This window comes from Mycobacterium sp. AZCC_0083 (genome assembly GCF_014202335.1).
Taxonomy (GTDB): Bacteria; Actinomycetota; Actinomycetes; order Mycobacteriales; family Mycobacteriaceae; genus Mycobacterium.
Map to the genome: position 1 here is coordinate 114,502 of NZ_JACHGP010000008.1, position 26,106 is coordinate 140,607.

Genomic DNA, 26,106 nt, shown 5'->3' on the forward strand with positions numbered 1-26,106 from the left:
GAGCACAAGCCTAGGACGCCCGACTGACATGTCGTGGCCCTATGCCACAGTGAGGTGAGAGACGGGAAGAAGATGCCAGAGCAAACCACCACACCCAAACTGTCCGAGCGGTTCGACGAGGCCCTGACCTACGCCTCCGACCTTCATCGCACGCAGACCCGCAAGGGCGGCGACGTCCCCTACATCGGCCATCTGCTGTCGGTGGCGAGCCTGATCATCGAGGGCGGCGGCACCGAGACGCAGGCCATCGCCGGGCTGCTGCACGACGCGGTCGAGGATCAGGGCGGGGCACCGGTCCTGGCCGACATCCGCGAGAAGTTCGGCGACGACGTCGCGACCATCGTCGCCGAGTGCAGCGACACCGACATCGTCCCGAAGCCGCCGTGGAAGAAACGCAAGCAGGACTACATCGACCACCTCGGCGACGCGTCGGAGGCCACCATCCTGGTGTCGCTGGCGGACAAGCTCGACAATGCCCGCGCCATCCTGCGCGACTATCGCATCGCCGGCCCAGAACTGTGGCAGCGCTTCAGCGTTCACGATCCGCAGCAACACCTCTGGTACTACCGCTCCCTGCTGGCCGTCTATCAGGTCCGCAACTCCACCTGGCTGGTCGCCGAACTCGCACGGGTGTTGGGGGAGCTGGACGATCTGGTGACGGCGACCAAGTCGTAAAAGTCCTGGTCGTTCGCCCTGGACAGGTCTACCGTCGAAGTATCTCAATGAGGAGAGGAGATGCGATGAAGGGCGCGCATCACGATCCCGTGGATCACTCCCGTACCACGCAACCGCATGCCGGCGAATCGATGATCGACACGCTGTGGTTTCCGGGACTGATCCTGATCGCAGTAGGAATCATCGGATTGGCAGGCATCGTCGCCGCAGCTGCGTATGGAAACACCGATTGGGTGCTTCCGTTGGCGTTGGTGAGCGGTGCGGTCGTGACGGCAGGCGGCGGGCTGATCTTCCTTGAGCACCGCAGGGTCAACCGCATCGAGCAACGATGGCGGGCCGAGCATCGCAGGCCCGACTCGGAGCGGCACGCCGTCTAGACCGCTGTCGGCGTTCACATTGCGCTGAGGGCTGCGCACTTCGAGGCGCAACGACCCTGTGCGCAGTATCAACATGCCGCCAGCCCACGGCTACCTGCGGTCGCCCCGCGCAGAGTCGGGTAGTCGACTACGCGCGCGTCCGCCGACCTCGGCGGACACGATCGAATCATGTTCATCGATCTCGACGATTACGCCCACACCGCAGGAGACCGGGGCTGGGGCACTACCGACGAGTCACGCGGTGTGTCCGAACCCGACCTCGCCACCGTCGTCGCCAGCCGGTCCGGCACCCGCATCGCGGTCCGCACGGCGCTGGCCACCCTCATCTGCGCGCTCATCGACTGGACCGAGCGCGAAGGCGGCGGCAACTACCTACTCAGACCTGGCGACTGTGGCCGTTGTGACCGCCACCCGATCGCCGTCTCCGATACGACGTTCAACCACTCCTGGGCGGTCGACGTCGACATCAACCGACACGACAACCCCTTCACGATGGGAAACCGCCACGACCTCCCGACCCACGTGGCCCGCGTGTGGAATCAATACGGTTTCGCGTGGGGCGGTGACTATCAGGGACCCAAGCGGGACTGGATGCACTTCGAGTTCATGGGCACACCCGCCGACGCCGTCGAGCTCGCCGATGCCGCGATGCGCGAACTGGCACCCGGGCGCAAGACCGCCTAGCTGCGGGCGAATTCCTCTGGCAGCCCATCGATTCCGGCGCGGATCGCCTTGAGTGCGTCGTCGCGGGCCTTCAACTTGCTGGCCAGGTGTGCCTTCGCATGTAGCGTCGCTGCGGCTTCGGCCGCCACCTGCTGAGCCGTCGGCACAACGTTCTCGACTTCGACGATCTCGTCGAGCCAACCCGCCGAGACCGCCGCATCGCCGGAGAACACCGCGGCCAGCGAAACGGCGCGCGAAAAAGCCGCACGGGTCAACCGCTGCCGCATGATCTCGATGGCCGAGATCGGCAATATCATCCCGATCGCCACCTCGTTGGCCTGGCATCGGGTCTTCGGTGACCCCACCCGGTGGTCGCCGCTGAGCAGCATGAAAGACCCCATCGCAATCGCGGGTCCGGTGGCCGCGATGATCACCGGCACAGGGAAGGTCAGCAAGCGGATCGACAGTTCGAAGCCACCGGACAGCATGGCCAGCGCGGCGGCGGCGTCACCGGAGCTGAAGACGCTCAGGTCGAATCCGGCGCTCAACACCCGTGAGTTGCCTGCCAGCACGATGGCCTTGACCTCGCCGTTCTCGGCAGCCTTCTCGGCGGTGTCCAGCGCGTCGTTGATGTTCTGCTGCATCGTCGGCGACAGCACGTTGACCTTGCCGTCGTCCAGCGTGATCGTCGCAACCGACTCATTCAGCTCGTAGCTGACCGTGCTCATCGACTCTCCTTGGGTGGCGGACACTCGAGCCGATGCTACTTAACGCCGTTATCCACGACTCGGCGCCGTCGCTCACCTCAAGCCGGCGTGGTGACGGCCCCCATCGCCGTTCTGGATCCACGGGAACTCGAGTTCGGTGGTCTGGTCGAATTGCCTTGTCCGCCAACGGTCCTGGGTTTCCTCAGCCGCGCGTTTGATCCTGTCGATCTCGGCGCGGTAAACGTCGGGACTGGTTTCCTTGGATGCGTAGTGGAAGTAGGTCAGCACGTTGCGCAACAACTCGAGCTTCTGCTTCTCCCGCTTCGCCAGGTCGTGAGTGGTCAGCAGCTCGAGGCGCTGTACCGGCTGCAGCGTCGCCCAGTCCAGCAACACCTTCGACTGGAACTCCTGGCGCTTGTTCCAGAACCGAGAACGGCGCTTCTTGTCGCGATCCGGCCGCGGCCCGTCGAAGTACGTCAACGTGCCGTCGAACCGGGATTGGATGGATCCGCCCAGCTGTTCGCGGCTGATCGCCGAATCCCAGACCGTTCGCCATTCCTGCCCGGGTGCGAGGAACGGGAGTTCGCTGGGTAGGTCCAGTTCGGCGATGTCGGGCTTCTCGTCGAAGACGTTGTCCTCGTAGATGGCGACCGTCGGTGGGTTGATGAACTGGAAGCGCACGTCGTGTGCGGCGGTCTGGCCGAAGTTGCGCACGACCAGTTCGATGACGTGCCAGTCGGACGGGTGCGGTTCCATGAACATCGCAACCTGCGGCCGGATCAGGTCGGACTTGAGCTGGCGATTCTTCTTGAGCTGGCGGTTGGCGAAGACTAGTCCGGCCACGCCTAGCGCCGCCAACGTCCACGCGGCGATTGCCAGCCAACCTCCAGAACCCAGGTTGTTCAGATCGTTCCAGCGATCCCTCATCCAGTCCACGGCGCCCTCATGTGGTCGATTGGTTTGCTCCGGACCCTAGCGCTTCGCTGGCAGATCCGTAAACAGTCCGGTGCTCAGTTTGCTAGCGGTGCGGCAACAAGGCTACCGCGCGAGGTGTCGCGCTGCGAGCGGGGGAGGGAATCAACCCCCGCGAGCAGACGCAAATTGCCCTCATTTCTAGTGATTAAGGGCAGTTTGCGTCTGCTCGGCGGAGAAAAGTCAGGAGGCGAGGGCCGCGAGTTCCGCGCGCACGACTGCCGGCGTGGCGGCCGCGGGGACCAGGCGTTCACCGCGGGCCAGCCAGCCCTGATCCGACCATTCGATCCGATCCGGCAGTCGCCGCCAGTACTCGGGGTGCGCGCGCAGATACACGTCGACGCTGGCGTGCACGCGGGCGTCGGTGGGCAGTCGCCGCAGCGAGAGGTTGCGGGCGCTTCCGGCCAGCGCATCGGTCTGGTCCGGCGTCGGCGATGCGACGGTGTGGTCGGCCCGGAGCACGGCACCCGCCGTGCGAGCGCCGTCGAGAACCCAGTCGAGGGCGATGTCCGTCAACGGCGCACACGCGCCAGGACCACCCGCAACGTCACAGTGCCCGCCTCTGAACCAGACCTGGTCGACGCGGTCGGAGCCCGCCCTCACCAGCCGATGGCCGAGCGATCCTCCGTCGATTGCGATCGCGTGCCTTCCTGCCCGCACGTTCAACGCGGGAGCCGACGGCGGCGTCGGTAGCGCGGCCGGTCGCAACGCGTCCCACAACCCCAGAAAGGCGACGTCAACCATGCGGCCATGGAGTCCGTCCGCCACCCGTTCGACCATCGCCCACTCCCGCGAGGTCCGGCGCGTTCGAGGCACGCCATACGAGGACACCACGTAATCGACGAGCTCGGCCCACCGCGGCGGCAGGATCCCGACGGTGCCGACGAGGTGGGTCAACGCCTGCGCGTAGTAGCCGCCACGGCCTGCGCCGAACACCAGGACGCGGTCGCCCGGCACGAAGTTCCACGCCAGGAACCGGTACGCCTCGCCGACCACGGCGCGGGCGTCGGCATGCGCGTCACGCTGCCTGGGCCGCCGCGGTGTGCCCGCGTGATACCAGCTGATTTGGTGATCCGACCGCTCGAGAAGGCTGAACAGCGCCGTCGCATTCGTGTCGCCACCATCCCCCGGTTCATGGCGCATCTGGTCGAAACACAGCACGACGTTCTTCCTCACAACAACCGCCCCCCGGCGAAGAAATTGAACTGCCCGATGCTTCAGTGTGCCAGCAGACTCCGACAATGTCGCGCGTTTTGCCCGGCCAAATCGCGACCGAGGCGACGGTTTCTTGCCCACGCAACCGTTCCGGCCACGAAATCCGTCGCGAAAGCCCCAAATCGCACCGGATTACACCGGCAGTTCGACTCCTGCGCTGCCGGGGTCGCCATGCAACTGGATCGTGGTCGGAACGGTGCCGATCGGCACGTCGAAGGCGAGCGCCACCTCGAGCTGGGCGCCCGGATCGATCGTGATGACATCGCCGGTGAGAGCGGCCGATGCCTCGACGTCCGGCGCGAACGTCTGGGTGCCGTCGCTGAGCATCTGCAGCACGGACAGCCACGTCAACGGCGAAGCACCGTTGTTCCCGACGTTGAGGTAGACGACGAAGTACTCGCCGTTCGCGGTCTTCACGACGCTCTCGTCGATCGGCGAGGTGATGGTGTCGCCGCTGTCGGTGCTCGCGACGGAGAACACGAAGTCGCCGTCAGTGGCCTCATCGCCGAGTCCGGGCGTCGTGGTTGGCGATTCCGACGTGGTCTCCGTCGTGGAGGACTCGCTGGACGTCGCCGACGACGTCGACGTGCTCGGCGAGGCGAGCTGGGGCGGGGTGTTGTCGCGAATCACGAAGCCGTAGACCGCCGCAAGGATCAGCGCCAGCAGCAGCACGCCGACGCCGCTGAGATACCCGATGAGCACCTTGCGGTTGTCGGGCGGACCGCCCGTGCCATCCGAGCCGGCAAAGGAGGACGGTGTCGTGACTGGCGGCGCATCGTAGGCCGTCGTTTCGAAGGTCGGGGTTTCGAATGTCGGGGCCTCGTACGACGGAGCCTGGGAGGAGGGTGCGCCGAACGACGGCGCATCATACGAAGGTGCCCCGTACGACGATGGCTCGGCGGAGGGTGCGCCGAATGTCGGTGGCTCGGCGGAGGGTGCGCCGAATGTCGGTGGCTCGTAAGGCGTTTCGAATGTCGGTGGCTCGTAAGGCGTTTCGAATGTCGGCGCCTCGTACGACGTTGCCGCTGCCGCAGTTGCCTCGAACGACGGCGTCTCGAACGTCGGTGGCTCGTAGGACGGAGTCCCATACGACTGCGTTTCGGAGGATGGCGTTTCAAAGGACGGCGCGACGGGCTCTGCCGGTGGAATCACCGGTTCGGGTTCGGGTTCGGGTTCGAGTGCCGGGTCCGGTGCGCGGTGCGCGCCCGTCGGCACAACGGTCGTCGGCTGCTCGGGAAGCGACACCACCGACGTCGCAGCCTCGCTCCCCGAATGCTCGCCTGCAGGCTCCGGCGAACCCACTGCGGGGGAGCGGTGCTCGGTCCAGATGAAGCCGTCCCAGTACCGCTGGCCGCCCGAGCCGTCAGGGTCCGGATACCAACCGGCCGGCGTGCTAGGTGTGGTCATCGGTGAGGTCCTCCCCGTCATACGCCCGATCGGCGCTGCGAAACCGGACAATATCGCAGGCCCGCAAACAACGCGCAGTTTCGGTTAACGCTAGCGTCAATCTCTGGGCCGCGTCAGCCACCCATCACCATGCGCCATTGCTCCAGGTCGTTTGCCCGATAGACGTAGTTGGTGCGACGTACATCGGACAATGGCGCGCTGGGCTCGGTCGAATACCAGTGCCCCGGAAACACCGTCGGGTTGCCAGGCAGCGCAGCCAGCGCCTGCAGGCTGCGGAACATATCGTCGACGTTGCCGCCGGGAAAGTCGGTGCGGCCGCAGCCTTCCAGGAACAGCGTGTCACCGGCGACGAGGCGGCCGTCGAGCAGAAAGCACTGACTACCCGGCGTATGGCCCGGGGTGTGCAGCAACTCGATCTCGATGTCGCCGACGTTCACCTTGTCGCCGTGGTCGTGTGAAGTGAGGTCGCCGAGCGGAATGCCGGTGATGCGTGAAATCCATTCCGCCTCACGGGAATTGACGTGCACGGGCACGCTGACCCGCTCGAGCAGTTCGGCAAGACCCTTGAGCTCGAAACCCATCATCGACCCACCGACGTGGTCGGGGTGGTGGTGCGTGGCAAGCACGCCCGATAGGTGCATGCCGTCGGCCTCGAGGGCATCGACCAGATCGTTTGCGGCGTAGGCCGGATCGACCACCAAGCAATCGCCCGTCTCCCGGTCGCCGATCAGATAGGAGAAGTTGCGCATCTGTTGGGCGATCATGTCGTCGGCCGCGAAGTCGCGGCCGGAGAGCAACTGCCGGAAGTACAGCCGGTCATCATCTTCTGCGGGCGCCATGCGCCAAGACTAAAACGTCTGACGGCCGCGTGGTCGAGCGCACGGTGTCGGCGGGGCTGGCAAACGCCCCGCCGCTCGTCGACGCCGTTCCCACCTCATCGCACGGTCCCGACAGGAGGCTGCTCATAGGAGTGGCCGCGGCGGCCGTCGTCGTACTCATCGTCGGTGCGGTGGTCGCGGTCGTGCTGACGACGAAGACCGACGTCGACAGCATCGCCGTCACCTGAGCGCCCGGCGGAGGCGAGCGCGCCGTCCGAGATCGGGGAGGAAGGGCCCACCGAGCCGCAGGCCGCGGGCACGGGCGAGGAGGTGCGCGACGGCGACTTCGCCTTCGTCGTCAACGATTCTTTGCCTCGTTCAACACGCTGTCCGACGGCACCACGGTGTTCGAGGCCGATGACGAGGCTTGGCTGTACCTGGGGGAACATGGTGGCCGAAGTCGCTCCTGGCGCGTCGATCGAGACAGAAGTGGTCTTCGACGTGCCAAAGGGCCCCGACCTCGAGTCGATCTGGCTTCGCGGCGGGCCATTGTCGGACGGTGTTGCGGTCGCTCTGTGAGCAGCGGTTTGGCTACTGAAACCGGGAGAATGTACCCTCTTTAAGGCCCACTACGCGGACGCTGTCCGACGCTGGGGGTCAGGCCCCCTTAGCTCAGTCGGTAGAGCGTTTCCATGGTAAGGAAAAGGTCAACGGTTCGATTCCGTTAGGGGGCTCGGTGGACACCTGGGCGAGCGGAGCGACGGGAGAAACCCCGCGAGCCGAGGCAACCCGGCATGGCGGTGTAGCTCAGCTGGTTAGAGCGCACGACTCATAATCGTGAGGTCGGGAGATCGAGCCTCCCCACCGCTACAAGACGACAACGCAAGTAGATGAAGAAGGACAACAGACGTGGCCTCCAGTACCGACGTACGGCCCAAGATCACCTTGGCGTGCGAGGTGTGCAAGCACCGCAACTACATCACGAAGAAGAACCGCCGCAACGATCCCGATCGCCTCGAGATCAAGAAGTTCTGCCCGAACTGCGGACATCACCAGCCGCACAAGGAATCGCGTTAGCGGTCAACCCTCGGGCTTCGGCTCGGGGTTGACGGTTAGGTTCTGAATCCGTGGCCTTATCTCCGAAGATCGTCGGCATGCACTACCGCTACCCCGACTTCTATGAGGTCGGGCGCGAGAAGATCCGCGAGTACGCCGTCGCCGTCAAGAACGACGATGCCGCCTACCACGACGAGACCGCTGCGGCGGATCTTGGCCACAGCTCGCTGCCGGCGCCTCTGACCTTCATCTCGGTGTTCGGCTACCAGGCGCAGACGGCCTTCTTCGCCCAGGCCAACATCGGTATCACCGACGCGCAGATCGTTCAGGTCGACCAGGAGCTGAGGATCCTCAAGCCGATCAGGGCCGGCGACCGCCTGTACTGCGACGTCTCCGTGCATTCCCTTCGGCAAGCGCACGGTACCGACATCATCGTGACGAGGAACCTCATCTCCAACGAGCAGGGTGAGGCCGTGCAAGAGACTTTTACGACCCTGGCGGGTCGTTCAGACGACGGTGGAGAGGGCTTTTCCGATGGCACTGCGTGAGTTCAGTTCGGTAAAGGTGGGCGACCTGCTTCCGGAGCGGGTAATCCCGCTGACCAGGGGGGACCTGGTGAACTACGCCGGGGTGTCCGGTGACCTCAACCCGATCCACTGGGACGACGAGATCGCCAAGCAGGTGGGCCTGGACACTGCGATCGCGCACGGCATGCTGACCATGGGCCTCGGCGGCGGTTACGTGACGTCGTGGGTGGGCGATCCGGCTGCGGTCACCGAGTACAACGTGCGGTTCACGGCGGTGGTGCCGGTCCCGAACGACGGCGTCGGCGCTGAAATCGTGTTCAATGGACGTGTGAAATCCGTTGAGCCCGAGTCCAAGTCGATAACCATCGCGTTGTCGGCGACCACTGGGGGAAAGAAGATCTTCGGGCGCGCGATCGCGACCGCGAAGTTGGCCTAGCCATGCCCGTCAATCCTGAGATTCTGGGGATGGTGCACCACTATCCCGACACCTTCGTCATCGGTCGCGAACAGGTCCGCCAGTACGGCTGGGCGATCAAGGCCGACGACCCGGCGACGTTCGACGAGAAGGCGGCCGCCGAACTCGGCCACGACAACCTCATCGCACCGCTGACGTTCCCTGCGATCCTGGCGCTGCTGGTGCAGAAGGACTTCTTCCGCAAGTTCGACGTCGGCCTGGCCACCATGCAGATCGTGCAGGTGGACCAGAGCTTCGTCTTCCACCGCCCGCTGAAGGCCGGCGATCAGCTGCGGGCCAGCATGGAGGTCCAATCCATCGTCGAACGGTTCGGGGCGGACATCGTGGTCACCCGCAGCGTCTGCACCGACGACACAGGCGAGGTGGTACTCGAAGGTTTCACCACGCTGATGGGCCACGAGGGCGACAATTCCATCTCGGTGAAGTGGGACCCGGAGAGCGGCCAGGTCATCAGGACCGCGGCTGTAGTGGATTAGTATCTCGGACCTGGCCCGATGTACACTGGGTCCTCGGGGTTTCACCCATTTGAGCGCGCTGTCCGTCGGTTGCTGATCGACCGATCGGGGAGCGCGCAAAATTGTGTGAGGCCCGCAGGTTGGCCTGCCAACCGTAAAGGGGCGTAGCTCAACTGGCAGAGCAGCGGTCTCCAAAACCGCAGGTTGCAGGTTCAAGTCCTGTCGCCCCTGCTCAACTGAAGACTAGACACGTGTGGACACTGGAAGGTGACCACATAAACCAGACGAAAGGCGTGCGGTGAGCGACGAGCGCGACAGTGCTGGCGCCGCAGGCGACGTGACCGACAGCACGGACACCGACGAGACCGGCGGACAGACCGCCGTGGGTACCCGGCCGCTGCGCCCGACGGGCAAGCGGTCGCGCCGCGGGACGTTCGAGAGCGACGTCACCGACTCGGACGCGGATGTAGCAACCGAGGCTGAGCCCAACACCAAGACCAAGACGACGTCGAAGAACGGCTCTGGCAAGAAGAAGACCGCCAAGAAGAGCGCTCCTCGGCAGAACCCCTTCGTCTTCGTATGGAACTTCCTGAAGCAGGTCGTCGCCGAACTGCGGAAGGTGATCTGGCCAAACCGCAAGCAGATGGTCAGCTACACCACCGTGGTGCTGGTCTTCCTGGTGTTCATGGTGGCGCTGATCGGTGGAGTCGACCTCGGCTTCGCCAAGCTCGTCGGCCTGGTGTTCGGCTGATCCTGCACCCCGCATGACGAGCTGAAGAATTTAGAGAGGATTGACAACCGTGACGACCTTCGATGGCGATACGCCCTCGGGTGAGTCCGACGTGATCGTCGACGAGGCGGTCGAGGTGGCGGACTCCGCCGCTGACGAGACCGCCGACGACGCCACTGACGAGCAGGCATCCGACACCGCCGAGGTGGTGACCGAGGATGTCGCCGAGGCAGTGACCGAGGATGTCGCCGAGGTGGCAGCCGAGGCCGAGGCCGAGGTGGAGGACGAGGACGTCGATCCCGCCGTGGCGCTCAAGAAGGACCTGCGCTCGCGGCCAGGCGACTGGTACGTCATCCACTCCTACGCGGGCTACGAGAACAAGGTGAAGGCCAACCTCGAGACCCGTGTGCAGAACCTCGACGTCGGTGACTACATCTTCCAGGTGGAAGTCCCGATCGAAGAGGTCACCGAGATCAAGAACGGCGTGCGCAAGCAGGTCAATCGCAAGGTACTGCCCGGCTACATCCTGGTGCGCATGGAGCTGACCGACGAGTCCTGGAGCGCGGTGCGCAACACGCCCGGCGTCACCGGTTTCGTCGGCGCGACCTCCAAGCCGTCGCCGTTGACGCTCGACGACGTCGTCAAGTTCCTGCTGCCTCCCGCCGCGGCGAAGAAGCCGGCGAAGAGCACGGCCGGTGCTGCGGCGTCGGAGTCCGGTGGGCTCGAGCGGCCGGTCATCCTGGTCGACTTCGAGGTCGGCGAGTCGGTCACCGTCATGGACGGCCCGTTCGCGACGCTGCCCGCGTCGATCAGCGAGGTCAACGCCGAACAGCAGAAGCTCAAGGTGCTGGTGTCCATCTTCGGCCGCGAGACACCCGTCGAACTGACCTTCAACCAGGTCACCAAGATCTAAAGACGCAAGAAAAAGAAAAGGAATCGAACGAGCATGCCCCCGAAGAAGAAGAAGATCACCGGGCTGATCAAGCTGCAGATCCAGGCTGGCGCGGCCAACCCCGCCCCGCCGGTTGGTCCCGCGCTCGGTCAGCACGGCGTCAACATCATGGAATTCTGCAAGGCGTACAACGCCGCGACCGAGTCGCAGCGCGGCAACGTCATCCCCGTGGAGATCACCGTCTACGAGGACCGCAGCTTCACGTTCACCCTGAAGACCCCGCCGGCTGCCCGGCTGCTGCTGAAGGCCGCGGGCGTGCAGAAGGGTTCCGGCGAGCCGCACAAGACCAAGGTCGCCACGGTGACCTGGGACCAGGTGCGCGAGATCGCCGAGACCAAGAAGGAAGATCTCAACGCCAACGACATCGACGCCGCGGCGAAGATCATCGCGGGCACTGCCCGCTCCATGGGCATCACCGTCAAGTAGCAGTACCGCAGGACGTGGGAGGGCCAGCTCCGGCCCGCCAACCACAACCCAACGAAACCGATTGGATTTTCAATGAGCAAGAACAGCAAGGCATACCGCGAAGCCGCCGAGAAGATCGACCGCGACAATCTCTACACGCCGCTCGAGGCCGCGAAGCTGGCCAAGGAGACGTCGTCGAAGAAGCAGGACGCCACCGTCGAGGTTGCGATCCGCCTCGGTGTGGATCCCCGCAAGGCCGACCAGATGGTCCGCGGCACGGTCAACCTGCCCAACGGCACCGGTAAGACCGCCCGCGTCATCGTGTTCGCCGTTGGTGAGAAGGCCGAAGCCGCACTCGCCGCAGGTGCCGACGAGGTGGGCAGCGACGACCTGATCGAGAAGATCCAGGGCGGCTTCCTTGACTTCGACGCCGCCATCGCGACGCCCGACCAGATGGCCAAGGTCGGCAAGATCGCCCGCGTGCTTGGCCCGCGTGGCCTGATGCCCAACCCGAAGACCGGCACCGTCACCCCCGACGTTGCGAAGGCCGTGTCCGAGATCAAGGGCGGCAAGATCAACTTCCGCGTCGACAAGCAGGCCAACCTGCACTTCGTGATCGGCAAGGCGTCGTTCGACGAGACTGCGCTCACGCAGAACTATGGCGCCGCCCTCGACGAGATCCTGCGGGCCAAGCCGGCCTCGTCCAAGGGCCGCTACCTGAAGAAGATCGTCATCTCGACGACCACCGGCCCGGGCATCCCGGTCGACCCGGCCGTCACGCGCAACTTCACCGAGGCATAAACCTGTCGAGGGTGCGATGAGTGCCCCGACTGCGACAGCCAACGATCCGCAGTCGGGGATGGACGAAATACTGCGCACGCGTCAATTAATTAGCGCTTCTAGACTCATTGCTAGATCAACAAGCCTTTGTAAAATTTGCGCCTCCGGGCAACTGATCCCGATCGCTTTGGTCACGTCGTTCGCCACGGTCGGCGGATGATCGTGCGGTTCGTCGCGCCGTTCGTGCGGTCACCAGCTATCCGCGGAGTCCGATTCTCGCGCCGGAAGCGATAACTCCTTCGAGGATCGGCTGAGCCAGGCATGTGCCCTGGTCAGGTGGCCTTAATGTGGGATTTCGTGCTCGCCATTTCGTGAGTTATGACGAGCTGGCCCAGGTCGCCGCTGCGCAATACTGACACGATCCATGGTCTCGTCGCAAACCACAGCGGGCTTGGTTCCAGTATTGCGTCGAGCCAGGGCTTACGAGCACCAAGGGGCATTCCTTCCATTCGCAAGGACTTTACTATCGAATTCACAGGATTTGCTTGCGGTCAGGCGAACCGTGTGTCAGCCTTCTGACATCCGACGCTCGTTCGGGACAAGAGGGCCTAAGCGAACCGGCCCGCGGGGGATGGAGGGGTCGAGACCCGGCATCGGTGCTGACCGCGGGGGCGGTCGACCAGGTGCAGCTTGCGGCGCCACGGAGAGCCCAAGGGCTCGGCGCTTGACGTGATGACTCGTAATCCTTACCCGCACAAGGGAAAAGGTTGAAATCTCGATTCTCCATCTCAAGCTTGCAGCTCAGCCGCGAGCACCGCTACTGGCAAACGTTTTTCTCGAGGGGGCACGATGCTCGGTTACAGTAATGATCTCAAAGACCCTGCGGCGGTTGATGTTCCGCCGGCGCTGCCCGGGGACGATGTCGATGCCACGCTCATCGTCGAGCAAGTCGCACGAGTACTGGCCGGCATCCCCGCAATCGGGTGGGGCTCGCGCGCCCTGGAGGCAGCGGGATGGCACGCGACGATCGCCGGCAATCGGATAACGGTCAACTATGAGGTGTTCGCCCAGTTCATCTCCGCGTCTGTCGGCCAGTACGGTCAGGTCGACGCCAGCTGGGTGATCTATACGGTTGCCGGGACGCGACCGGTTTGGATCGTCGGCGCCGAGCCCATTTGACGACGCCAGCGGCGTCGCGTCCCAAACCGTCGCCGTGAACGGCCGCTACCTCAAGAGGGGTGACGGGTCGACGACCACCCGCCCCGGCATCCCGGTCGACCCGGCGGTCACCCGCAAATTGCAGCGAGCCGAGGCGGCGCGAGCAGGCGCATAGTCCCCCACAGTGTGTGGGGGACTTTCGCGTCCATGCCCCAATCGTGGCATGCCTCTGCCCACGAAACGAACCATAATGGCGAACTTGCAATCGGTTGCTAGATGTTCGGGCGGCGGCTGTCATGGCGCCCGCTGAGACGGCCGCGGGCGGCGGCTGGTGGGCTGGCAACGCGACTCCAACTGATCTGCCATCCGTCGCCCAGGATCTGCATCACCTCGAGTACCCAAGGAGCCAGTGGGGCGGCAACGTCGCAACAGCCTGCCCGTGACACGAGCGACTCACTGACATGACGGCGCGCGAAGTGCGGGTGTGCATGTGCGGCACAGCTGCGGCTCGCCTGCGTTTCTTGCCGTCCGACCGCGACCACTGTCCTAGACGATGCCTGTGCAATTTCTTCCGCGAACATTTGTGTCGCTCCCGTCAATTACAGCAAACTTTGATCGGTGCGCCGAACGCATCGTCTGCTGGTTCAAATATTGACGTTTACCTGCGTATTTGAGAACCTGTTCAACAAAAAACTTGCAATACACCCGAACCCTTGGCGAATGCTGGTTAATGAGTTACGGTTTGCTTTAGATGCAGGGATGGTCGCGCTGTCGGATCCGCGAATTGTCGCAGCCGTAAACGGTGAAGGAGCTAGCGCGGGTTCCCTGGATCTCAACGGCAAAGCTGTCGACTGCAACCCGGGGGGGTATGAAATGCGAACAGCGAGGTTCGTCCAGATGCGTAGGACCGCCATTCGTCGGCCAGGGGGACCGGCCGGTGTGGACCCCATGGACAGTGCATGGGGTCGCACATTGGCCACGCGCAGCATTGGTCCGACTCGTCAGACCAATCCAACTGCTGCGGCGGTACCGAAGCCCAACTTTCAAAGTTTGCTAACTAACGCAGTCGCAAATTCTTGTCACGGCTCAACAAGGGGTCAATCATGACCCTGGCGGACCCTACTTATCTACGTAGCCCTCAGGGGGACACGGCGACTCAGTCCCCGAACAGTCACGCCGCGCGGCGGCCAGAGACTCTCGAAGTCAAAGTGGGAGCCTCCGGCATGGCCGTCGGATATGATGCCGCCCGCGTACGGTCCGCCAGTCGCGTCCGAGCGTGGATGGTCGTGCCGCCAGTCGACATCGTCCTGATAGTGGCCCCATTGGCGTGGCGGCCGCACCAGATCCACGCGGTCGTCGCGATGGCCGTTCTTGCGACAATTCTCTTGACCGGCGGCGTTCGGTATCGCGCACCGCTCCACCTCAGCGTCTTGGATGAGCTGCCCACAATCCTTACCCGGCTGTTCGCGGCGGTGGCGGTGGTTGCTTCAGTAATCGTGTGTCTGCACCAAAGGGAAGCCGTAATCACCTTCCTCGAGACCGCCTGCCAGGCCATCGCACTGGTTCTCGTTGGCCGCGTCATCACTACACGTCTCATTGCCTTGGGGCGCCGAAGAGGGATTGCGACGTATCACACCGTCCTCATCGGGGGCGGTCCGCTCGCGGCTGAGTTGGCGAAAATCCTTGACGAGCATCCGGCGTATGGCCTCAAAGTGGACGGATTCGTCGATGATGGCGAACTCTTTCCGGCGGAGAAGTACGTGCCGCGCTTGGGCCGCCTCGCCGATCTCGACTTCGCGGTCACGGCAACTGGTGCTGCTACTCTGCTCGTCGCCGATGGCAACATCGACGAACGCGCGTTGATCGATGCCGTGCGTACCGAGGCGTGCCAGAAGACAGACCTGCTCGTCGTTCCTCGGATCCATTACTTCCATACTCAAACGGGACTGGCCGACCACATCGGCTCCATTCCAGTCATGCGAATCCGCAATCCCAATCTTCGCGGGCCGTCGCGGTTGATCAAGCGTCTGTTCGACATCGCAGTTGTGGCGGCTGCGTCCGCCGTGCTGCTGCCCATGTTGGTTCTCGTTGCGTTTATGGTCCGGATCGACGGTGGGCCCGGCGTCATCTTCCGGCAGGTCCGAGTGGGGCGCGACGGCAAGCACTTTCAACTCTTGAAGTTCCGAACGATGCGGCCGGCGAATGAGTTCGAGTCGGAGACGATGTGGTGTGTGGCCGCAGACTCTCGCATCGGCCCGATCGGGCGGTTCCTGCGCTGCACGTCGATCGACGAGCTACCTCAGCTGTGGAACATTCTTCGGGGAGATATGACTCTGGTCGGGCCGAGGCCAGAACGGCCGCACTTTGTCGAGCAGTTCTCCATGCAGTTCGACAGATATGCCAACCGTCACCGCGTACAGGCCGGCCTCACCGGGCTCGCCCAGGTGAGTGGGCTGAGGGGTGACACTTCCATCGCCGACCGCGCCCGCTACGACAATTTCTACATCGAGAACTGGTCCCTATGGCTGGACATCAAGATCGTACTGAGGACATTTGCAGAGGTTCTTCTCCGCCGTGGACATTGAGCGAGATTCCGAATACGACTCAGGCGGTGGATGTGAGTAAGTCGGTCAAGGCGAAGGTTATCGAGGCGCTGCCACCTCGCGTTCAAGACGCCCTAACAGTAGTTAGAATCGCGAAGATCGGGGGTGAGCTAACACTGCATTCGCGCGTTAGGTTGCTTATGCAGGCGCCGCGGCTGATAACGCACAGGGCGCGCTCAACAAACCTCCGGCTAATGCTGCCAGGCGGGCCGGTATATCTTGGTGGCGATTCGCTTTACATAGATGCGTTGGTCTTCGATTACCTTTGGAACGAACGTGTCTTCAATGTGTCCTGCCAAGATCGCGTGGTTCTAGACCTGGGCGCTCACAAGGGCTACTTCGGAGCTTGGGCCCTCAATCATGGCGCATCGTTTGTGATCAGCTGTGAGCCCGAAAGTGGCAACTACGACGTACTTGAGCGGACTCGTTCGGAAAACGTCCGCTCGGGCGACTGGGAAGTAATGCGCATCGCCGTGGGCGCCAACGCAGGCGAGGTATCGCTTTTCGTCTCGCCTGAATCTTGGGCGCATTCGTTATATGCGAACATGGTTGATGCCGTGTCCGTCGAGAGGGTCACGATGGTTACCTTGGCGACGCTCTTGGAACGTGCGGCTGAGAAGCGGCCCGGCCAATCGGTTGTAGTAAAAGCAAATGTCGAAGGTAGCGCGGGACCCATTCTTATGGCGGCCACAGCCGACGCACTCGCACCGGTAGCGGAAGTACACCTCGACTACGAGCAGGGCTCGCCATACGATATCGCCGAATTGTTCTGCCACCTTGCAGCTGCTGGTCTCGACGAGGTACACAACGTCGTCGAGGAGAAGAAGTGGACGGTTTCGCGCTCGGGAGAGCCGGAACATCGTGGCTCTGTTTCGGCTTCACGCCATTCCGTTGAAATGTGATTCGGATGGGGCCGATGATATTGCGTAGCAATCGCGTTCGTTAGAGCACTCGTCTGCGATGTGCGATCAACCTACTGTCACCCATGAGAGAAGGTTGCTTCTGAACGCAGCGTTTGAAAACTTCGCCACCGCAGACTCAGCAGCTTTCGTGTCGATCGTCAGAGCCCTTTCCACCGCAGCCGGGTCGTCGAAGCGCGATTCCCGCCACCCTGATGTGAGGCCGCCTGAGACGCCTAGAACACTCTCCCTGGCGCCGCCAATCTCGTTGACTAGCACGGGAGTTCCGCACGCCATGGCCTCTACCGGCATGATGCCGAAGTCCTCGACGGCCATATAGACGAACAGTGCTGCGCGTCGGTACATTTCGAGCAGCAGGTTGTCGCTCACTCGTCCGACGAATATGACTGGGGTCCGCGCATGCTCTCCCAAAGCTTTGAGACGCGGTTCATCTGGGCCCGTCCCAGCGAGTACGACTGGTAGGTCCAGAATCTCTCCCGCGCTGATTGCGGCGTCAACATTCTTGTATGGAACGAAGCGGGACGCACCCAAGACGAAGGTGGGCGGAAGTGCGCGAGCCCTTGCGTTGTCAGCGTCGGTAAGCTCACCGCCGAAGGCGTGGATGCGGTCGGTATCTACCGGCGGATAGATCACAGAGGCTTCAACGCCCCAAGCATCGGCCACCCGCTTCGCCACGAACTGACTGTTCGCCGCATAGTTGACATCGTTTGAAGCGTGGCGCCGATCCCACTGCCGGAAATAGGAGCGTCCAAGACGCCCAACTAGCGAGTTGCCCCGCTCGTCGAGATCGGGAGCCCAGACGTACCGCGCTGGGCTATGTACGTAGGCGAATGCAGAAATACCGGAATGTGCAGCACGGCTGGCGAGGTGGTGTGAAAACGCATGAGAGCTGACGACGACCCTCTCGATGTCGGTGAGGTCTACCCGCTTCCACGCACTTCCCATGAATGGCATGGCCGCTGCCTTGCGGTCTCGCAGTGGCGAGCGGGCCAACCACGTCTCCTCGAGACCACTGAATCGAACCGGGTTGCCGTTCCATAGACACACTGCACGGCCGTGCGGCACGGCGAGGCGAATCTGCTCGAACACATTCTCGGAGCCGCCGAGCTCAGCGATCCATTCATGCGCTACCAGCGTTACCTGTTCAGACATCAATGCGCCTCACCCTGGCGACCTAGCGGACTCGGTCGTAGACCGACTCGACCAGGGCGCCCAACCCGTTCCAGGTCGGAAGCCCGTCGACCCACGTACGCCCACGCGCGCCGAGCGACCGGCGGAGCACTGGATCGCGAATCAATTGCAGGAGCGCGTCTGCCAACGCGGCCCAATCGTCCGGAGCGACTAGCAGGCCGGTCTCACCGTCACGGACGGCTTCGGGGATGCCGCCGATTCGGGGCGCAACCACCGGAACACCGCGCGCAAACGCTTCGAGGATGACCCGCGGCATGCCCTCGGTGCGGGATGCCATCACGACGATGTCGGTCGAGTTGATCACGTCGAGCACCTGCTCGGCCGGCATCACGCCGAGAAACCGTACGGCCGCCTCGAGGCCATTGTCGCGGACGAACGCCTCGTCTGTGGCTCGGTCCGGGCCATCGCCGACGACGTCCAGCAGCGCCGTCGGTTCGACGGCGTGCACGCGCGCAAACGCACGCACGAGCAGATCGGACCCCTTCACTGCATGGTTCACCTCGCCGACGAAGAGGCATCGGCACGGACCGGCACCCGAGCGCGGTGCCACCGGTGCTCGTGCCTGGTCGTCCGGGATCGACGGCAGGACGAGTACGCGGTCGCGTGCGATCCCGAGCGACGCGAGTCGATCGGCGATCGGATTCCCGGCGGCGGTGTACTGCGGATTGGCGCCGCGGCGGATGACCATCGGTCGCGAGAAGAAGTCCTGGACGTCGTACACCACAGGCACGCGAGACATCATGCTGAACGCCGCCGTTCCAACGGTCACCGATTTGCTCCCGTGGACGTGCGCGATTCGACCGCGGCCACGGAGCCTCAGCAGCACCAGTGCGATGAAGGTTGCCGCGGCTTGCGCCCACTGGCGAATCGCTTCCGGCGCGCCGCCGAGACTCGGAATCACGCGCCAGACGTCGACGACGCCGTGCTCTATGGCGGGGAGGTTCGGTTGCCGCGTGGTCAGCACGGCCACGTCCGCGCCACGTGCAGAGAGCGTCTGGGCGAGTAACGCGAAATATGTCGCCGCGCCGCCCACGAGCGGCGGATAGTGGGTGGTCACCAGCACTACACGATGCCCTTTCGGCACTTTCGATCCTGGGCTCATTGATGGTCAGAGGCTTGATTCGGCACGTTCGACGGCTGCTGGATCTGACGGATCAGCGTTTCGACATTGGAAGCAGCCGATTCCCAGCGGAACTGTGTGAGATCAGTCGGACACGCAAATGGGGAATCGATCGCCAACGCCATTTGGCTGCCGAATTCCCTTGCATCGGCGGAGTTTTCGACTGCGAACTGCCCACCCTGGCAGATCTCGGACACGGAGGCTGCGGCGCTGTAGTAGACCACTTTCGTGCCCGTCATTAGTGCCTCCAGTACCGGCAGACCGAAGCCCTCCCAAAGGGATGGGAAGACCAGCGCATCCGACCCTCGATAGAGCGCCGCGAGCGCTTCGTCGCTGACCGCTGTTTGGATCTTGACGCGGTCGGTGAGGCCATACTGCTCCGCCAATGCCATCGCAGCGGCCACGTCGGTGGCCGCCGATACGACGATGAGAAGGTGATCATTGAAGGAAGCCATCGCTTCGAATAGTGGACCTGGGTTCTTGTGCGCCTTGAAATTCCCTACGTAGAGAAAATAGGGGCGGTCAAGCGTGCATGCCGGCCCCTTGCGAGTAAACGCACTTGAACACCCAATTCCAGTGTTGTGGACCGTCACCCGTTGATCGTTGAGCCAGTCTCGGATCTCGTTGGCCGATGTCTCGGACACGGTTAGGACATGACGTGCCCGCTTGACTGCGGGTTTCACGACGCCGTCGTAGTACGCACGGGTTAGGTACCGCAACCGTGAATCTCGGGTACGCAGATGGGTGAGGTCATGAATGGTCAACAGCTGAGTACACCTGGCGACGCCCGCGCTGTATCCAGGGCTATAAAGCAATGCGGAACGGGGGAGTCGGGCACGGTTCGGATTGAGCACATCCATGGGTGTGGATGGCCTGAAGGGCCGATCGAACGCCGCCCACTGAATGTTTAGGCGAGGAATGATCTCTCGCGCGTAGCGCGCGATGCCGTGGTTGACGCCATAGCGTTTGTGGGCACCGGCCTCGCGGGTATCGACGTAGACCGGCGAAATCCGTCTTGAATCCATGGCGGTCCTTCCGCTAGTGGTCCGCTGTGAGGTGTGTGTCCCTGTCAGCGACGGGCGCAGTAGCCCTAGGCGCCCTTCCGGCAGGCGATGGTGCTCTGATAGTTCGGCAGGATCACGTCCGCCTCGGTGAATCCGGCCGACCGTGCCGCTTCGATCATCCACGACCGCGCGTAGGACACGGCGCTCTCGGGATAGCGTGCGTTCTCCACCCGCGCGGGGCCGACGGGATGGCTGAAGGTCCAACGACCCTCCATCAGGCCGAGGCGTTCGAGATCGTCGAGGCAGAAGAAGGTCATGAGCATCCAGCCGCCGGGCTTCAACATGCGGTGACTCTCGGCCAGATAGTGGCGCAGATCCTCCTCGAGCAGGTGCGAGAACAGAGATTGCGAGAACACCAGGTCAGCGGTGCCGTCCGGACACTCCAACCGCGGTCGCGACGCCGAGCCCGCCGGGTTATACACGGTGCTCGCCACGTCCACCCGCGTGAACGCGAAGCGATCGGCCGGGAAGTGAGCCCGGCACCACGTGACCATCTCGGGATCGACGTCGAAACCGAGATAGCGCCCGCGAAAGCGTTCGCCCATGTATGCCCCGTCGCGCAAGCCGACCGCGCTCTTCCCCACGCCGGAGCCGATGTCCACGATGGTGGAATCGAGGCCCGCGTAGCGATTCGCAAAGAAGTACATCCAAATGGGGGCCGACGCCGTGAGGTAGTAGTAGTGCGGAAACAGGATCGAGTTTCCGACGCCGGTTCGCACCATGAGGGGCAGTGGCGGGAGCGGCTGGCGGGTGAGTAGGCCAAGGACCGCTCGGGCGAAAAGGTCGGGCAGCCAGGAGATCACACGGAACAGCCGGCCCCGCGAAAGCAACGCAGTCGAGGGGATCCATCGGCGCACACGGCGATTGAGGGCTTGAGCGAAACTCAGACGTGACGGCGGGCCGCCGTAGCACGCCTGAACCGCGGGGCCCGGGCCCCGCTCTGTGTTGGTCACCGGTGCCTAGCCCCGCCCAGCCGCGAACGGGCCTCGGGGTCGATCGGGGATCGCGGCATGGGTTCCTCCACGTGGGATGGCCGCCGCTCCTTGTCTCGAGGGCGAAGTCGTAGCAAACATGACGAGCATAACGTCCTCGTTGCACCAGCGCCGCAGAACCGCTTACTGATTACAGGAGTATCAACTGCGCTGGCAAAGCTCGAGTATCGGTGGCAGGAGGTCAGCAATCTGTGCCCCAATCATCGCGAAGAACACCTCATCGTGACCCATGGGGTCGGGGACATCCGGTTGCCCGTGATGGCGGAGTCGCGGACGAAACGCTGCGAGGTCGGCGACGCTTCGTGCGTTGCACTCCGATATGAGGCGGGCGGCTTCGCGCAGTGTGAAGGTCTTGTGGAGTTGCTGCGGCACAAGTTTCAGGACATGGTCGCGATGTTTGCCCGTCATGGTGAGGACAAGGTCGGCATCTGCGGCAATCGTCGGCGAGAGCTGTCGTGCGGCGAAATCGGATGCGTCACCACCCAGCTTCTCGAGGATCTGTGCAGCGTTGGGCTCCATCGGATGCCCTGTCAACGCGTGGGTGCCGGCACTCGAAGCTGTGAAGTCTTGAAGGTGCGACCGAGCGCCGTACGCGATGGCGAGTCGTTCGGCGGTCGGCGAACGACAAATGTTTCCAGTGCAGACGAACAGGATCTTCAAAGCAAGCTCCTCGTCTGAACTCACGACCCTCGTGAGTGGTGATTGGAGGCGTTGGCCGGTTGGCGTGCGATCGTTCACTTGGTTGCGTTCAGTATCTGCCTGCCCATGGCCTCGTCCGCGGCCGGGGCAAACATGTCGGGAGGCGCGGAAGTCGGCCGGGAACCGTCCCCCAGTTCGAATGGCCCCACTCATCTCGGCGCCTCGGGCAAAACTTCCGGAATCGACCGATAACGCACCGATCGGTCTGCTGAGAGGGGCTTGGCCGGTAGAGTGATGCGTCTGCGTACGGGGCGCGGGCAAAGGTGGGGAGATGAGCCATTCCTGGGCGAGGCGGGGAGTCGCGGCTTGGTGTGGTCGCACGTCCGACCCGACTGCTCCCCAACAGAACATCTCGAGCCAAGGCGAATCCACAGGGGTGCCGGTCGTCGGATACTCGGATTTTGATGGGCCACTAGTTTGATGTCCATACGGGTTCGTCGACGCCCCAGCTGGCGGGATTCCTCTCGCGCGGGACACGGGACCGACTGCCCAATGATCAACAACCTCCGAACTGGCGGGTCCGACCAACGACTCGCCGGCGTTCGGGTCCAACAACCGGTCATCGCCATATTCCTCGTGTGTTTGCTGCTATTCGTTGATGTTTCGCTACCGATCATCGGCAATTCGACTCGTCTACTCGCGGTGCTGATCTTCCCCCTTCTGCTTTTCGGGGGCGGCGGTGTTCGGACCCCTTTTTGCACCACTATGTACGTGCTACTTCCCATATACATCCTCGTTCCCATTCTTCTCCATGATGAAGTCGGGACATTTGCGGCGGGGGCAGTTCTGATCCTTGAGCTGCTTTCCCTCGCTGGTATGGTTCTGCTTGCGCGCGCTCTCGCGAACGACGGTCAACGCCGCAAGTTGACCGACCTCCTTGTGGTCTTCGCAGTGGTAAGTGCAGCCGTCGCGACTCTGCAACGGTTTGGCGTCCTGGGGCCAATGGCGCGCGATCGGTGGGGATTTTCGACGACAGCCTCTGGTGAGCTCCGCGGCGCTGCTTTTCTGGCCGACCCAAATTTCTCGGCCATTCTGTTGGCAAGCATTGTACCGTTGATTGTGAGCTGGCGATTCACGCACCTGCGTGCGCCAGCCTTGGTGGTTCTTGCGACGGGCCTTTATTCGACCAATTCGCGTGCGGGGATTCTCCTTGCTGTTGCGGCATTGGCATTTTCGTTGATGGCTCGCGCGTCGACCACCAATTCCGGGCTCGTGACCAAAGGGCGGAAACCTCTAATCCTGCTTGCCATCTGCTTGATCGCTTTGTTTGCGTTCAACGTCGGTGGCCAACGCGATCGAGTAGTCCAAGCAGTTCTCATCGAAGCGGGCATCCAGAATAGTGTGCGCACCGAGCATGCGGTCGATGCTTTCGTCGCGCAAGAGCGTCGACAATTGCTCGATTCATGGATCGACCTTAGCATCGAGAATCTTCCATTCGGGGTCGGAATTGGCACAAAAACTGAGGTCGCAGATGCAGCGCACAACACTTTTGTGACTTTATTTGGGCAGGGTGGCATCATTGGCCTCGCCATTGGCCTAACCATTCTGGCTTGTTTTGTCTGTTTTGTCCGTCGCAGATCGGAGCCTTTCGCAGTGATGGGCGCGGTAATCGTGTTGGGCGGCCTAACACTGAGCTATCCAGGCATGGTCTTTCTGGTCCTCCCAATGGGTTTGGCAGACGGAATATTGGCTGCGCGGCTCGGCGCACGGTCGCGAGCTGGATCGGAGTCGGAGCGTGTTCATGGGGTTTAGTTTCGACTTCACAACGGCAGGCTGGTTGGGGTGGAATGCGTAATCGACGAATCACTCGACGACGCCAGCGCGCTGCGCCGCGCGCTATCTTGTTCGTGGATGGATTGTCGAATTAACGATGGAGCGCCTTACAGTGATCATGCCCGCGCGGAACGCCGAAAAGACAATCCGAACCGCGGTTTCATCCATTCTTAGAGGGCTTCCACACGACGGGAGGCTGCTGGTCTTCGACGATGCGAGCGAAGACGATACGCGCAAAATTCTGGCCGGATTTGCGCGCGCCGACGGCCGCGTCGGATTGTTGACATCCGATGCAAACGTCGGTGTTGCGGGAGGATTGAATGTGTTAATCGACGCTGCCGACACCCCGCTTATTGCACGCATGGATGCAGATGATATCTCCCTCCCATGGAGATTTCGATGTCAGATTCCTGCGATGTATCGAGAAAATCTTGACGTCGTATTTTCGACACTTATTCTTTTCGGCCACTTTCGCGGTCTGTTCAGGACTCAAGCCCCTTTCTCGACCGGACCGGCCGCATCGCCCTTCGAGCTACTCTTGGTTAATTCGTTGATGCATCCGACACTCGTCGGACGGCGGAGCACTGTCGTCAGCGCCGGAGGTTATCGGCGTGTGCCTGCGGAAGATTGGGATCTTTGGATCCGTTTGGCTCTACGAGGTTGCCGCCTGGGTCGGATCGCCTTACCAACGCTCTTGTATCGCCTCCACGCCCAACAGACCTCGGAAAGCAAGGATTGGAAGTCAGCCCATGCGCAGGGCGTCGAGACGGCAAAAGTTCATCATGAACTAAGCCAACGACTACTCGGATTCAGCGAAGTGGGCGCCTACTCCGCTCTGAGTGGGCCGTCCGCCAAGCCCAATGAGGTGGAGGCAGCCATTAACCTTATTAGGGCGGTGCGGAAGGCGGCGACCACATTTCCGTCTAAAGATCGTTTATCGATGCTAAGGGCTGCGCGGATAGCTACGCACTGTATGACGCGCATCTATGGAGCGCACTTGTGACCCTCAACGTGCTGCTTGGTAACAAGAAGTGCACCAGAATGTCGAAGACATGTCCGACGGCTGCGAGCGTTCTGCCACCACAACCTTGACATGAGTCCGGCCCACCTGAGCCCGTCACAACTGCTCTGAATCGACTTGTTGTGACCGACTGAAGCGTTGAACGCCTAGGCGAGACATCAAGCACGCGGAGGCAGCAGCAACCAACCTGACTACCGCGGCCGCCAAGATGCCGCCCCCGAGCGATACGGCGATGGGAAGGACGACGGCCGTTATCAATAACGCGATGCTCTGATTAACCGTTGCGGACCGCACGCGGCCAACCGCAACGAGACCGGTGTTGAGCATCCCCAGGCCGATCTCAAAGCCAGTTGCCGCCAGCAGTATGCCGAGCACAAACGAAATACCCTGGAACTCCGGGCCGAACACTGCTGCCAACAGCGGTCCCGCGAAGTATCCGAACGCAGTTCCGCTGACCACAGCAATTACGAGGATCGCCTGTGCGATTTTCGGAATTTCATCCAAACTCTGCGACTTGGCAGCTCGTGCCAGGAGGACCTGGCGTGGGCCACTCGCAAGCGCGGCCGGCGCTTGGGCGATGGCCACGCAGACGGCGTATCTGCCCAGATCCGCGGGCGACACCATTGCTGCAAGAACGAGCTGATCCAGGTTCGCATAGAGCGGCCAGGCCGCATAGGCAGGCCAAACAATCAGCGCTTCCCGCAAAATAGGTAAGACCTTACGGAAGCCGGCGGCGCGTCCCGCATACGGTCGACACGCATAAATGGGGACTGCCGCTGCGACGTAGTAGCCGAGAATAACGACCAATCCGAGGTTCTCGGTCGGGCGCTCGACGAGCAGGAGTGTTAGTGGGGCTACGAGGCGGAAGACACCGCCGACCACCTGCGACGCAGTCAATTTTCGATAGGCGTGTTGGCCTAAGAGGACTCCCCTTGCGATCATCGTGGCCGTTGTGAACGGGACTACCAACCCGGCGGCAATCGCGACAGGCCAACTGAAGTGCCAACTGTGGCAATAGATTGCGACCAGCGCGCCTGGAATGATCGACACCGCGACAGCGACTCCCGCGAGAGTGCGCTGGGCGCCGGGGGGCATGGAGCCTTTGGCAACGTGGCGGGCCAAGATGTCCGGTAGGCCAAGCGTTAGAGCAGCCTCGCATACTGACAGCGCGGCAACTGCCGCAGCGAGATCACCTCGTCCGCTCGCCCCCAGCGTCCGCGCGTATATGACGTTTGCGATGAAGCCGGCAAAGGGACCGAGCGCGGTAGCCAATCCGAGTTCAAGGGACATCCGAGCATCCCGGGACCGGAGGACAGCGGAGCCCAAACTCCTAAAGCCAGCCATTTCGGAT

The 26,106-nt window shown here is 62.9% G+C and carries 29 protein-coding genes and 3 tRNA genes; 21 read left to right on the plus strand and 11 right to left on the minus strand.

Annotated elements, in window-relative coordinates:
• Nucleotides 1-72: 72 nt before the first annotated feature.
• The 3 genes from HNP02_RS20545 to HNP02_RS20555 all read left to right on the plus strand — a co-directional run bounded on the left by HNP02_RS20545 (nt 73) and on the right by HNP02_RS20555 (nt 1,736).
• Complete coding sequence (locus HNP02_RS20545; protein ID WP_184441947.1) at nt 73-675, plus strand: HD domain-containing protein; 603 nt, start codon at nt 73-75, stop codon at nt 673-675.
• Nucleotides 676-740: 65 nt separating this feature from the next.
• Nucleotides 741-1,052, plus strand: a complete 312-nt coding sequence (usfY, locus tag HNP02_RS20550) for a protein UsfY (protein ID WP_184441949.1) — start codon at nt 741-743, stop codon at nt 1,050-1,052.
• Nucleotides 1,053-1,220: 168 nt separating this feature from the next.
• Nucleotides 1,221-1,736, plus strand: coding sequence for a M15 family metallopeptidase (locus tag HNP02_RS20555; RefSeq protein ID WP_184441951.1), 516 nt, complete (start codon nt 1,221-1,223; stop codon nt 1,734-1,736).
• Here HNP02_RS20555 and HNP02_RS20560 read toward each other — a convergent pair.
• The 5 genes from HNP02_RS20560 to HNP02_RS20580 all read right to left on the minus strand — a co-directional run bounded on the left by HNP02_RS20560 (nt 1,733) and on the right by HNP02_RS20580 (nt 6,855).
• On the minus strand, nt 1,733-2,443 hold the full coding sequence (locus tag HNP02_RS20560) for a crotonase/enoyl-CoA hydratase family protein (RefSeq protein ID WP_184441953.1): 711 nt from the start codon (nt 2,441-2,443) through the stop codon (nt 1,733-1,735). The genes HNP02_RS20555 and HNP02_RS20560 overlap by 4 nt on opposite strands.
• 72 nt (nt 2,444-2,515) lie before the next feature.
• Entirely contained in the window at nt 2,516-3,358 is an 843-nt protein-coding gene (locus tag HNP02_RS20565; RefSeq protein ID WP_375373695.1) for a hypothetical protein, read from the minus strand.
• Nucleotides 3,359-3,577: 219 nt separating this feature from the next.
• Nucleotides 3,578-4,570: a DUF2235 domain-containing protein gene (locus tag HNP02_RS20570; RefSeq protein WP_309241641.1), complete on the minus strand. Its 993-nt coding sequence runs from the start codon at nt 4,568-4,570 to the stop codon at nt 3,578-3,580.
• A 171-nt stretch (nt 4,571-4,741) separates the two neighbouring features.
• Nucleotides 4,742-6,016: a DUF4352 domain-containing protein gene (locus HNP02_RS42885; RefSeq protein ID WP_184442554.1), complete on the minus strand. Its 1,275-nt coding sequence runs from the start codon at nt 6,014-6,016 to the stop codon at nt 4,742-4,744.
• 113 nt (nt 6,017-6,129) lie between these two features.
• Complete coding sequence (locus HNP02_RS20580) at nt 6,130-6,855, minus strand: MBL fold metallo-hydrolase (RefSeq protein ID WP_184441957.1); 726 nt, start codon at nt 6,853-6,855, stop codon at nt 6,130-6,132.
• Between the two features lie 29 nt (nt 6,856-6,884).
• On the opposite strand from HNP02_RS20580, the gene HNP02_RS20585 reads away from it, so the two are divergent.
• The 16 genes from HNP02_RS20585 (at nt 6,885) to HNP02_RS20665 (ending at nt 16,877) form a co-directional block, all read left to right on the plus strand.
• Nucleotides 6,885-7,082, plus strand: a complete 198-nt coding sequence (locus HNP02_RS20585; protein WP_184441959.1) for a hypothetical protein — start codon at nt 6,885-6,887, stop codon at nt 7,080-7,082.
• Nucleotides 7,083-7,251: 169 nt separating this feature from the next.
• Nucleotides 7,252-7,413 (plus strand): hypothetical protein, encoded by a 162-nt coding sequence (locus tag HNP02_RS20590; protein ID WP_184441961.1) that lies wholly within the window; start codon nt 7,252-7,254, stop codon nt 7,411-7,413.
• 82 nt (nt 7,414-7,495) lie between these two features.
• Nucleotides 7,496-7,568: transfer RNA gene (locus tag HNP02_RS20595), tRNA-Thr, on the plus strand.
• 62 nt (nt 7,569-7,630) lie between these two features.
• A tRNA-Met gene (locus HNP02_RS20600) sits at nt 7,631-7,704 on the plus strand.
• Nucleotides 7,705-7,743: 39 nt separating this feature from the next.
• Entirely contained in the window at nt 7,744-7,911 is a 168-nt protein-coding gene (gene rpmG / locus HNP02_RS20605) for a 50S ribosomal protein L33 (protein ID WP_023985310.1), read from the plus strand.
• 77 nt (nt 7,912-7,988) lie between these two features.
• Nucleotides 7,989-8,438, plus strand: a complete 450-nt coding sequence (gene hadA, locus HNP02_RS20610) for a (3R)-hydroxyacyl-ACP dehydratase subunit HadA (protein WP_221317836.1) — start codon at nt 7,989-7,991, stop codon at nt 8,436-8,438.
• On the plus strand, nt 8,425-8,853 hold the full coding sequence (gene hadB / locus HNP02_RS20615; protein WP_149374855.1) for a (3R)-hydroxyacyl-ACP dehydratase subunit HadB: 429 nt from the start codon (nt 8,425-8,427) through the stop codon (nt 8,851-8,853). Before hadA ends, hadB begins: the two co-directional genes overlap by 14 nt.
• Nucleotides 8,854-8,855: 2 nt before the next feature.
• Nucleotides 8,856-9,368 (plus strand): (3R)-hydroxyacyl-ACP dehydratase subunit HadC, encoded by a 513-nt coding sequence (hadC, locus tag HNP02_RS20620; protein WP_184441979.1) that lies wholly within the window; start codon nt 8,856-8,858, stop codon nt 9,366-9,368.
• 137 nt (nt 9,369-9,505) lie between these two features.
• A tRNA-Trp gene (locus HNP02_RS20625) sits at nt 9,506-9,578 on the plus strand.
• Nucleotides 9,579-9,645: 67 nt separating this feature from the next.
• Nucleotides 9,646-10,098, plus strand: coding sequence for a preprotein translocase subunit SecE (secE, locus tag HNP02_RS20630; RefSeq protein ID WP_184441981.1), 453 nt, complete (start codon nt 9,646-9,648; stop codon nt 10,096-10,098).
• Nucleotides 10,099-10,309: 211 nt separating this feature from the next.
• Complete coding sequence (nusG, locus tag HNP02_RS20635; RefSeq protein ID WP_309241657.1) at nt 10,310-10,990, plus strand: transcription termination/antitermination protein NusG; 681 nt, start codon at nt 10,310-10,312, stop codon at nt 10,988-10,990.
• Between the two features lie 33 nt (nt 10,991-11,023).
• Nucleotides 11,024-11,455 carry a 50S ribosomal protein L11 gene (gene rplK / locus HNP02_RS20640; protein WP_184441985.1) on the plus strand — a complete coding sequence of 144 codons (432 nt, stop codon included), beginning with the start codon at nt 11,024-11,026 and terminating at the stop codon, nt 11,453-11,455.
• A 72-nt stretch (nt 11,456-11,527) separates the two neighbouring features.
• Nucleotides 11,528-12,235 (plus strand): 50S ribosomal protein L1, encoded by a 708-nt coding sequence (gene rplA / locus HNP02_RS20645; RefSeq protein WP_184441987.1) that lies wholly within the window; start codon nt 11,528-11,530, stop codon nt 12,233-12,235.
• 828 nt (nt 12,236-13,063) lie between these two features.
• Nucleotides 13,064-13,393 (plus strand): hypothetical protein, encoded by a 330-nt coding sequence (locus HNP02_RS20650; RefSeq protein ID WP_184441989.1) that lies wholly within the window; start codon nt 13,064-13,066, stop codon nt 13,391-13,393.
• Nucleotides 13,394-14,652: 1,259 nt separating this feature from the next.
• Nucleotides 14,653-15,957: a sugar transferase gene (locus HNP02_RS20660; protein ID WP_255506789.1), complete on the plus strand. Its 1,305-nt coding sequence runs from the start codon at nt 14,653-14,655 to the stop codon at nt 15,955-15,957.
• A gap of 212 nt (nt 15,958-16,169) precedes the next feature.
• A complete protein-coding gene (locus HNP02_RS20665; protein WP_184441993.1) occupies nt 16,170-16,877 on the plus strand; it encodes an FkbM family methyltransferase in 708 nt (235 codons plus the stop codon).
• 66 nt (nt 16,878-16,943) lie between these two features.
• Here HNP02_RS20665 and HNP02_RS20670 read toward each other — a convergent pair whose 3' ends face one another.
• From HNP02_RS20670 to HNP02_RS20690, 5 genes are all read right to left on the minus strand, one after another.
• Nucleotides 16,944-18,047 carry a glycosyltransferase gene (locus HNP02_RS20670; RefSeq protein ID WP_184441995.1) on the minus strand — a complete coding sequence of 368 codons (1,104 nt, stop codon included), beginning with the start codon at nt 18,045-18,047 and terminating at the stop codon, nt 16,944-16,946.
• A 22-nt stretch (nt 18,048-18,069) separates the two neighbouring features.
• Complete coding sequence (locus tag HNP02_RS20675; protein ID WP_184441997.1) at nt 18,070-19,143, minus strand: glycosyltransferase family 4 protein; 1,074 nt, start codon at nt 19,141-19,143, stop codon at nt 18,070-18,072.
• A gap of 41 nt (nt 19,144-19,184) precedes the next feature.
• Nucleotides 19,185-20,231, minus strand: a complete 1,047-nt coding sequence (locus tag HNP02_RS20680) for a glycosyltransferase family 1 protein (protein WP_184441999.1) — start codon at nt 20,229-20,231, stop codon at nt 19,185-19,187.
• A 65-nt stretch (nt 20,232-20,296) separates the two neighbouring features.
• Nucleotides 20,297-21,127: a class I SAM-dependent methyltransferase gene (locus tag HNP02_RS20685; RefSeq protein WP_184442001.1), complete on the minus strand. Its 831-nt coding sequence runs from the start codon at nt 21,125-21,127 to the stop codon at nt 20,297-20,299.
• A gap of 276 nt (nt 21,128-21,403) precedes the next feature.
• Complete coding sequence (locus tag HNP02_RS20690) at nt 21,404-21,922, minus strand: low molecular weight phosphatase family protein (RefSeq protein ID WP_184442003.1); 519 nt, start codon at nt 21,920-21,922, stop codon at nt 21,404-21,406.
• Nucleotides 21,923-22,453: 531 nt separating this feature from the next.
• Between HNP02_RS20690 and HNP02_RS20695 the strand changes: the two genes are divergently transcribed.
• Complete coding sequence (locus HNP02_RS20695; RefSeq protein WP_184442005.1) at nt 22,454-23,713, plus strand: O-antigen ligase; 1,260 nt, start codon at nt 22,454-22,456, stop codon at nt 23,711-23,713.
• A 139-nt stretch (nt 23,714-23,852) separates the two neighbouring features.
• Entirely contained in the window at nt 23,853-24,737 is an 885-nt protein-coding gene (locus tag HNP02_RS20700) for a glycosyltransferase family 2 protein (RefSeq protein ID WP_375373699.1), read from the plus strand.
• Nucleotides 24,738-24,851: 114 nt separating this feature from the next.
• Here the strand turns inward: HNP02_RS20700 and HNP02_RS20705 are convergent, their stop codons facing one another.
• The gene (locus HNP02_RS20705) at nt 24,852-26,099 is read right to left on the minus strand and encodes an oligosaccharide flippase family protein (protein WP_309241642.1); all 1,248 of its coding nucleotides are present in this window, start codon (nt 26,097-26,099) and stop codon (nt 24,852-24,854) included.
• Nucleotides 26,100-26,106: the final 7 nt, after the last annotated feature.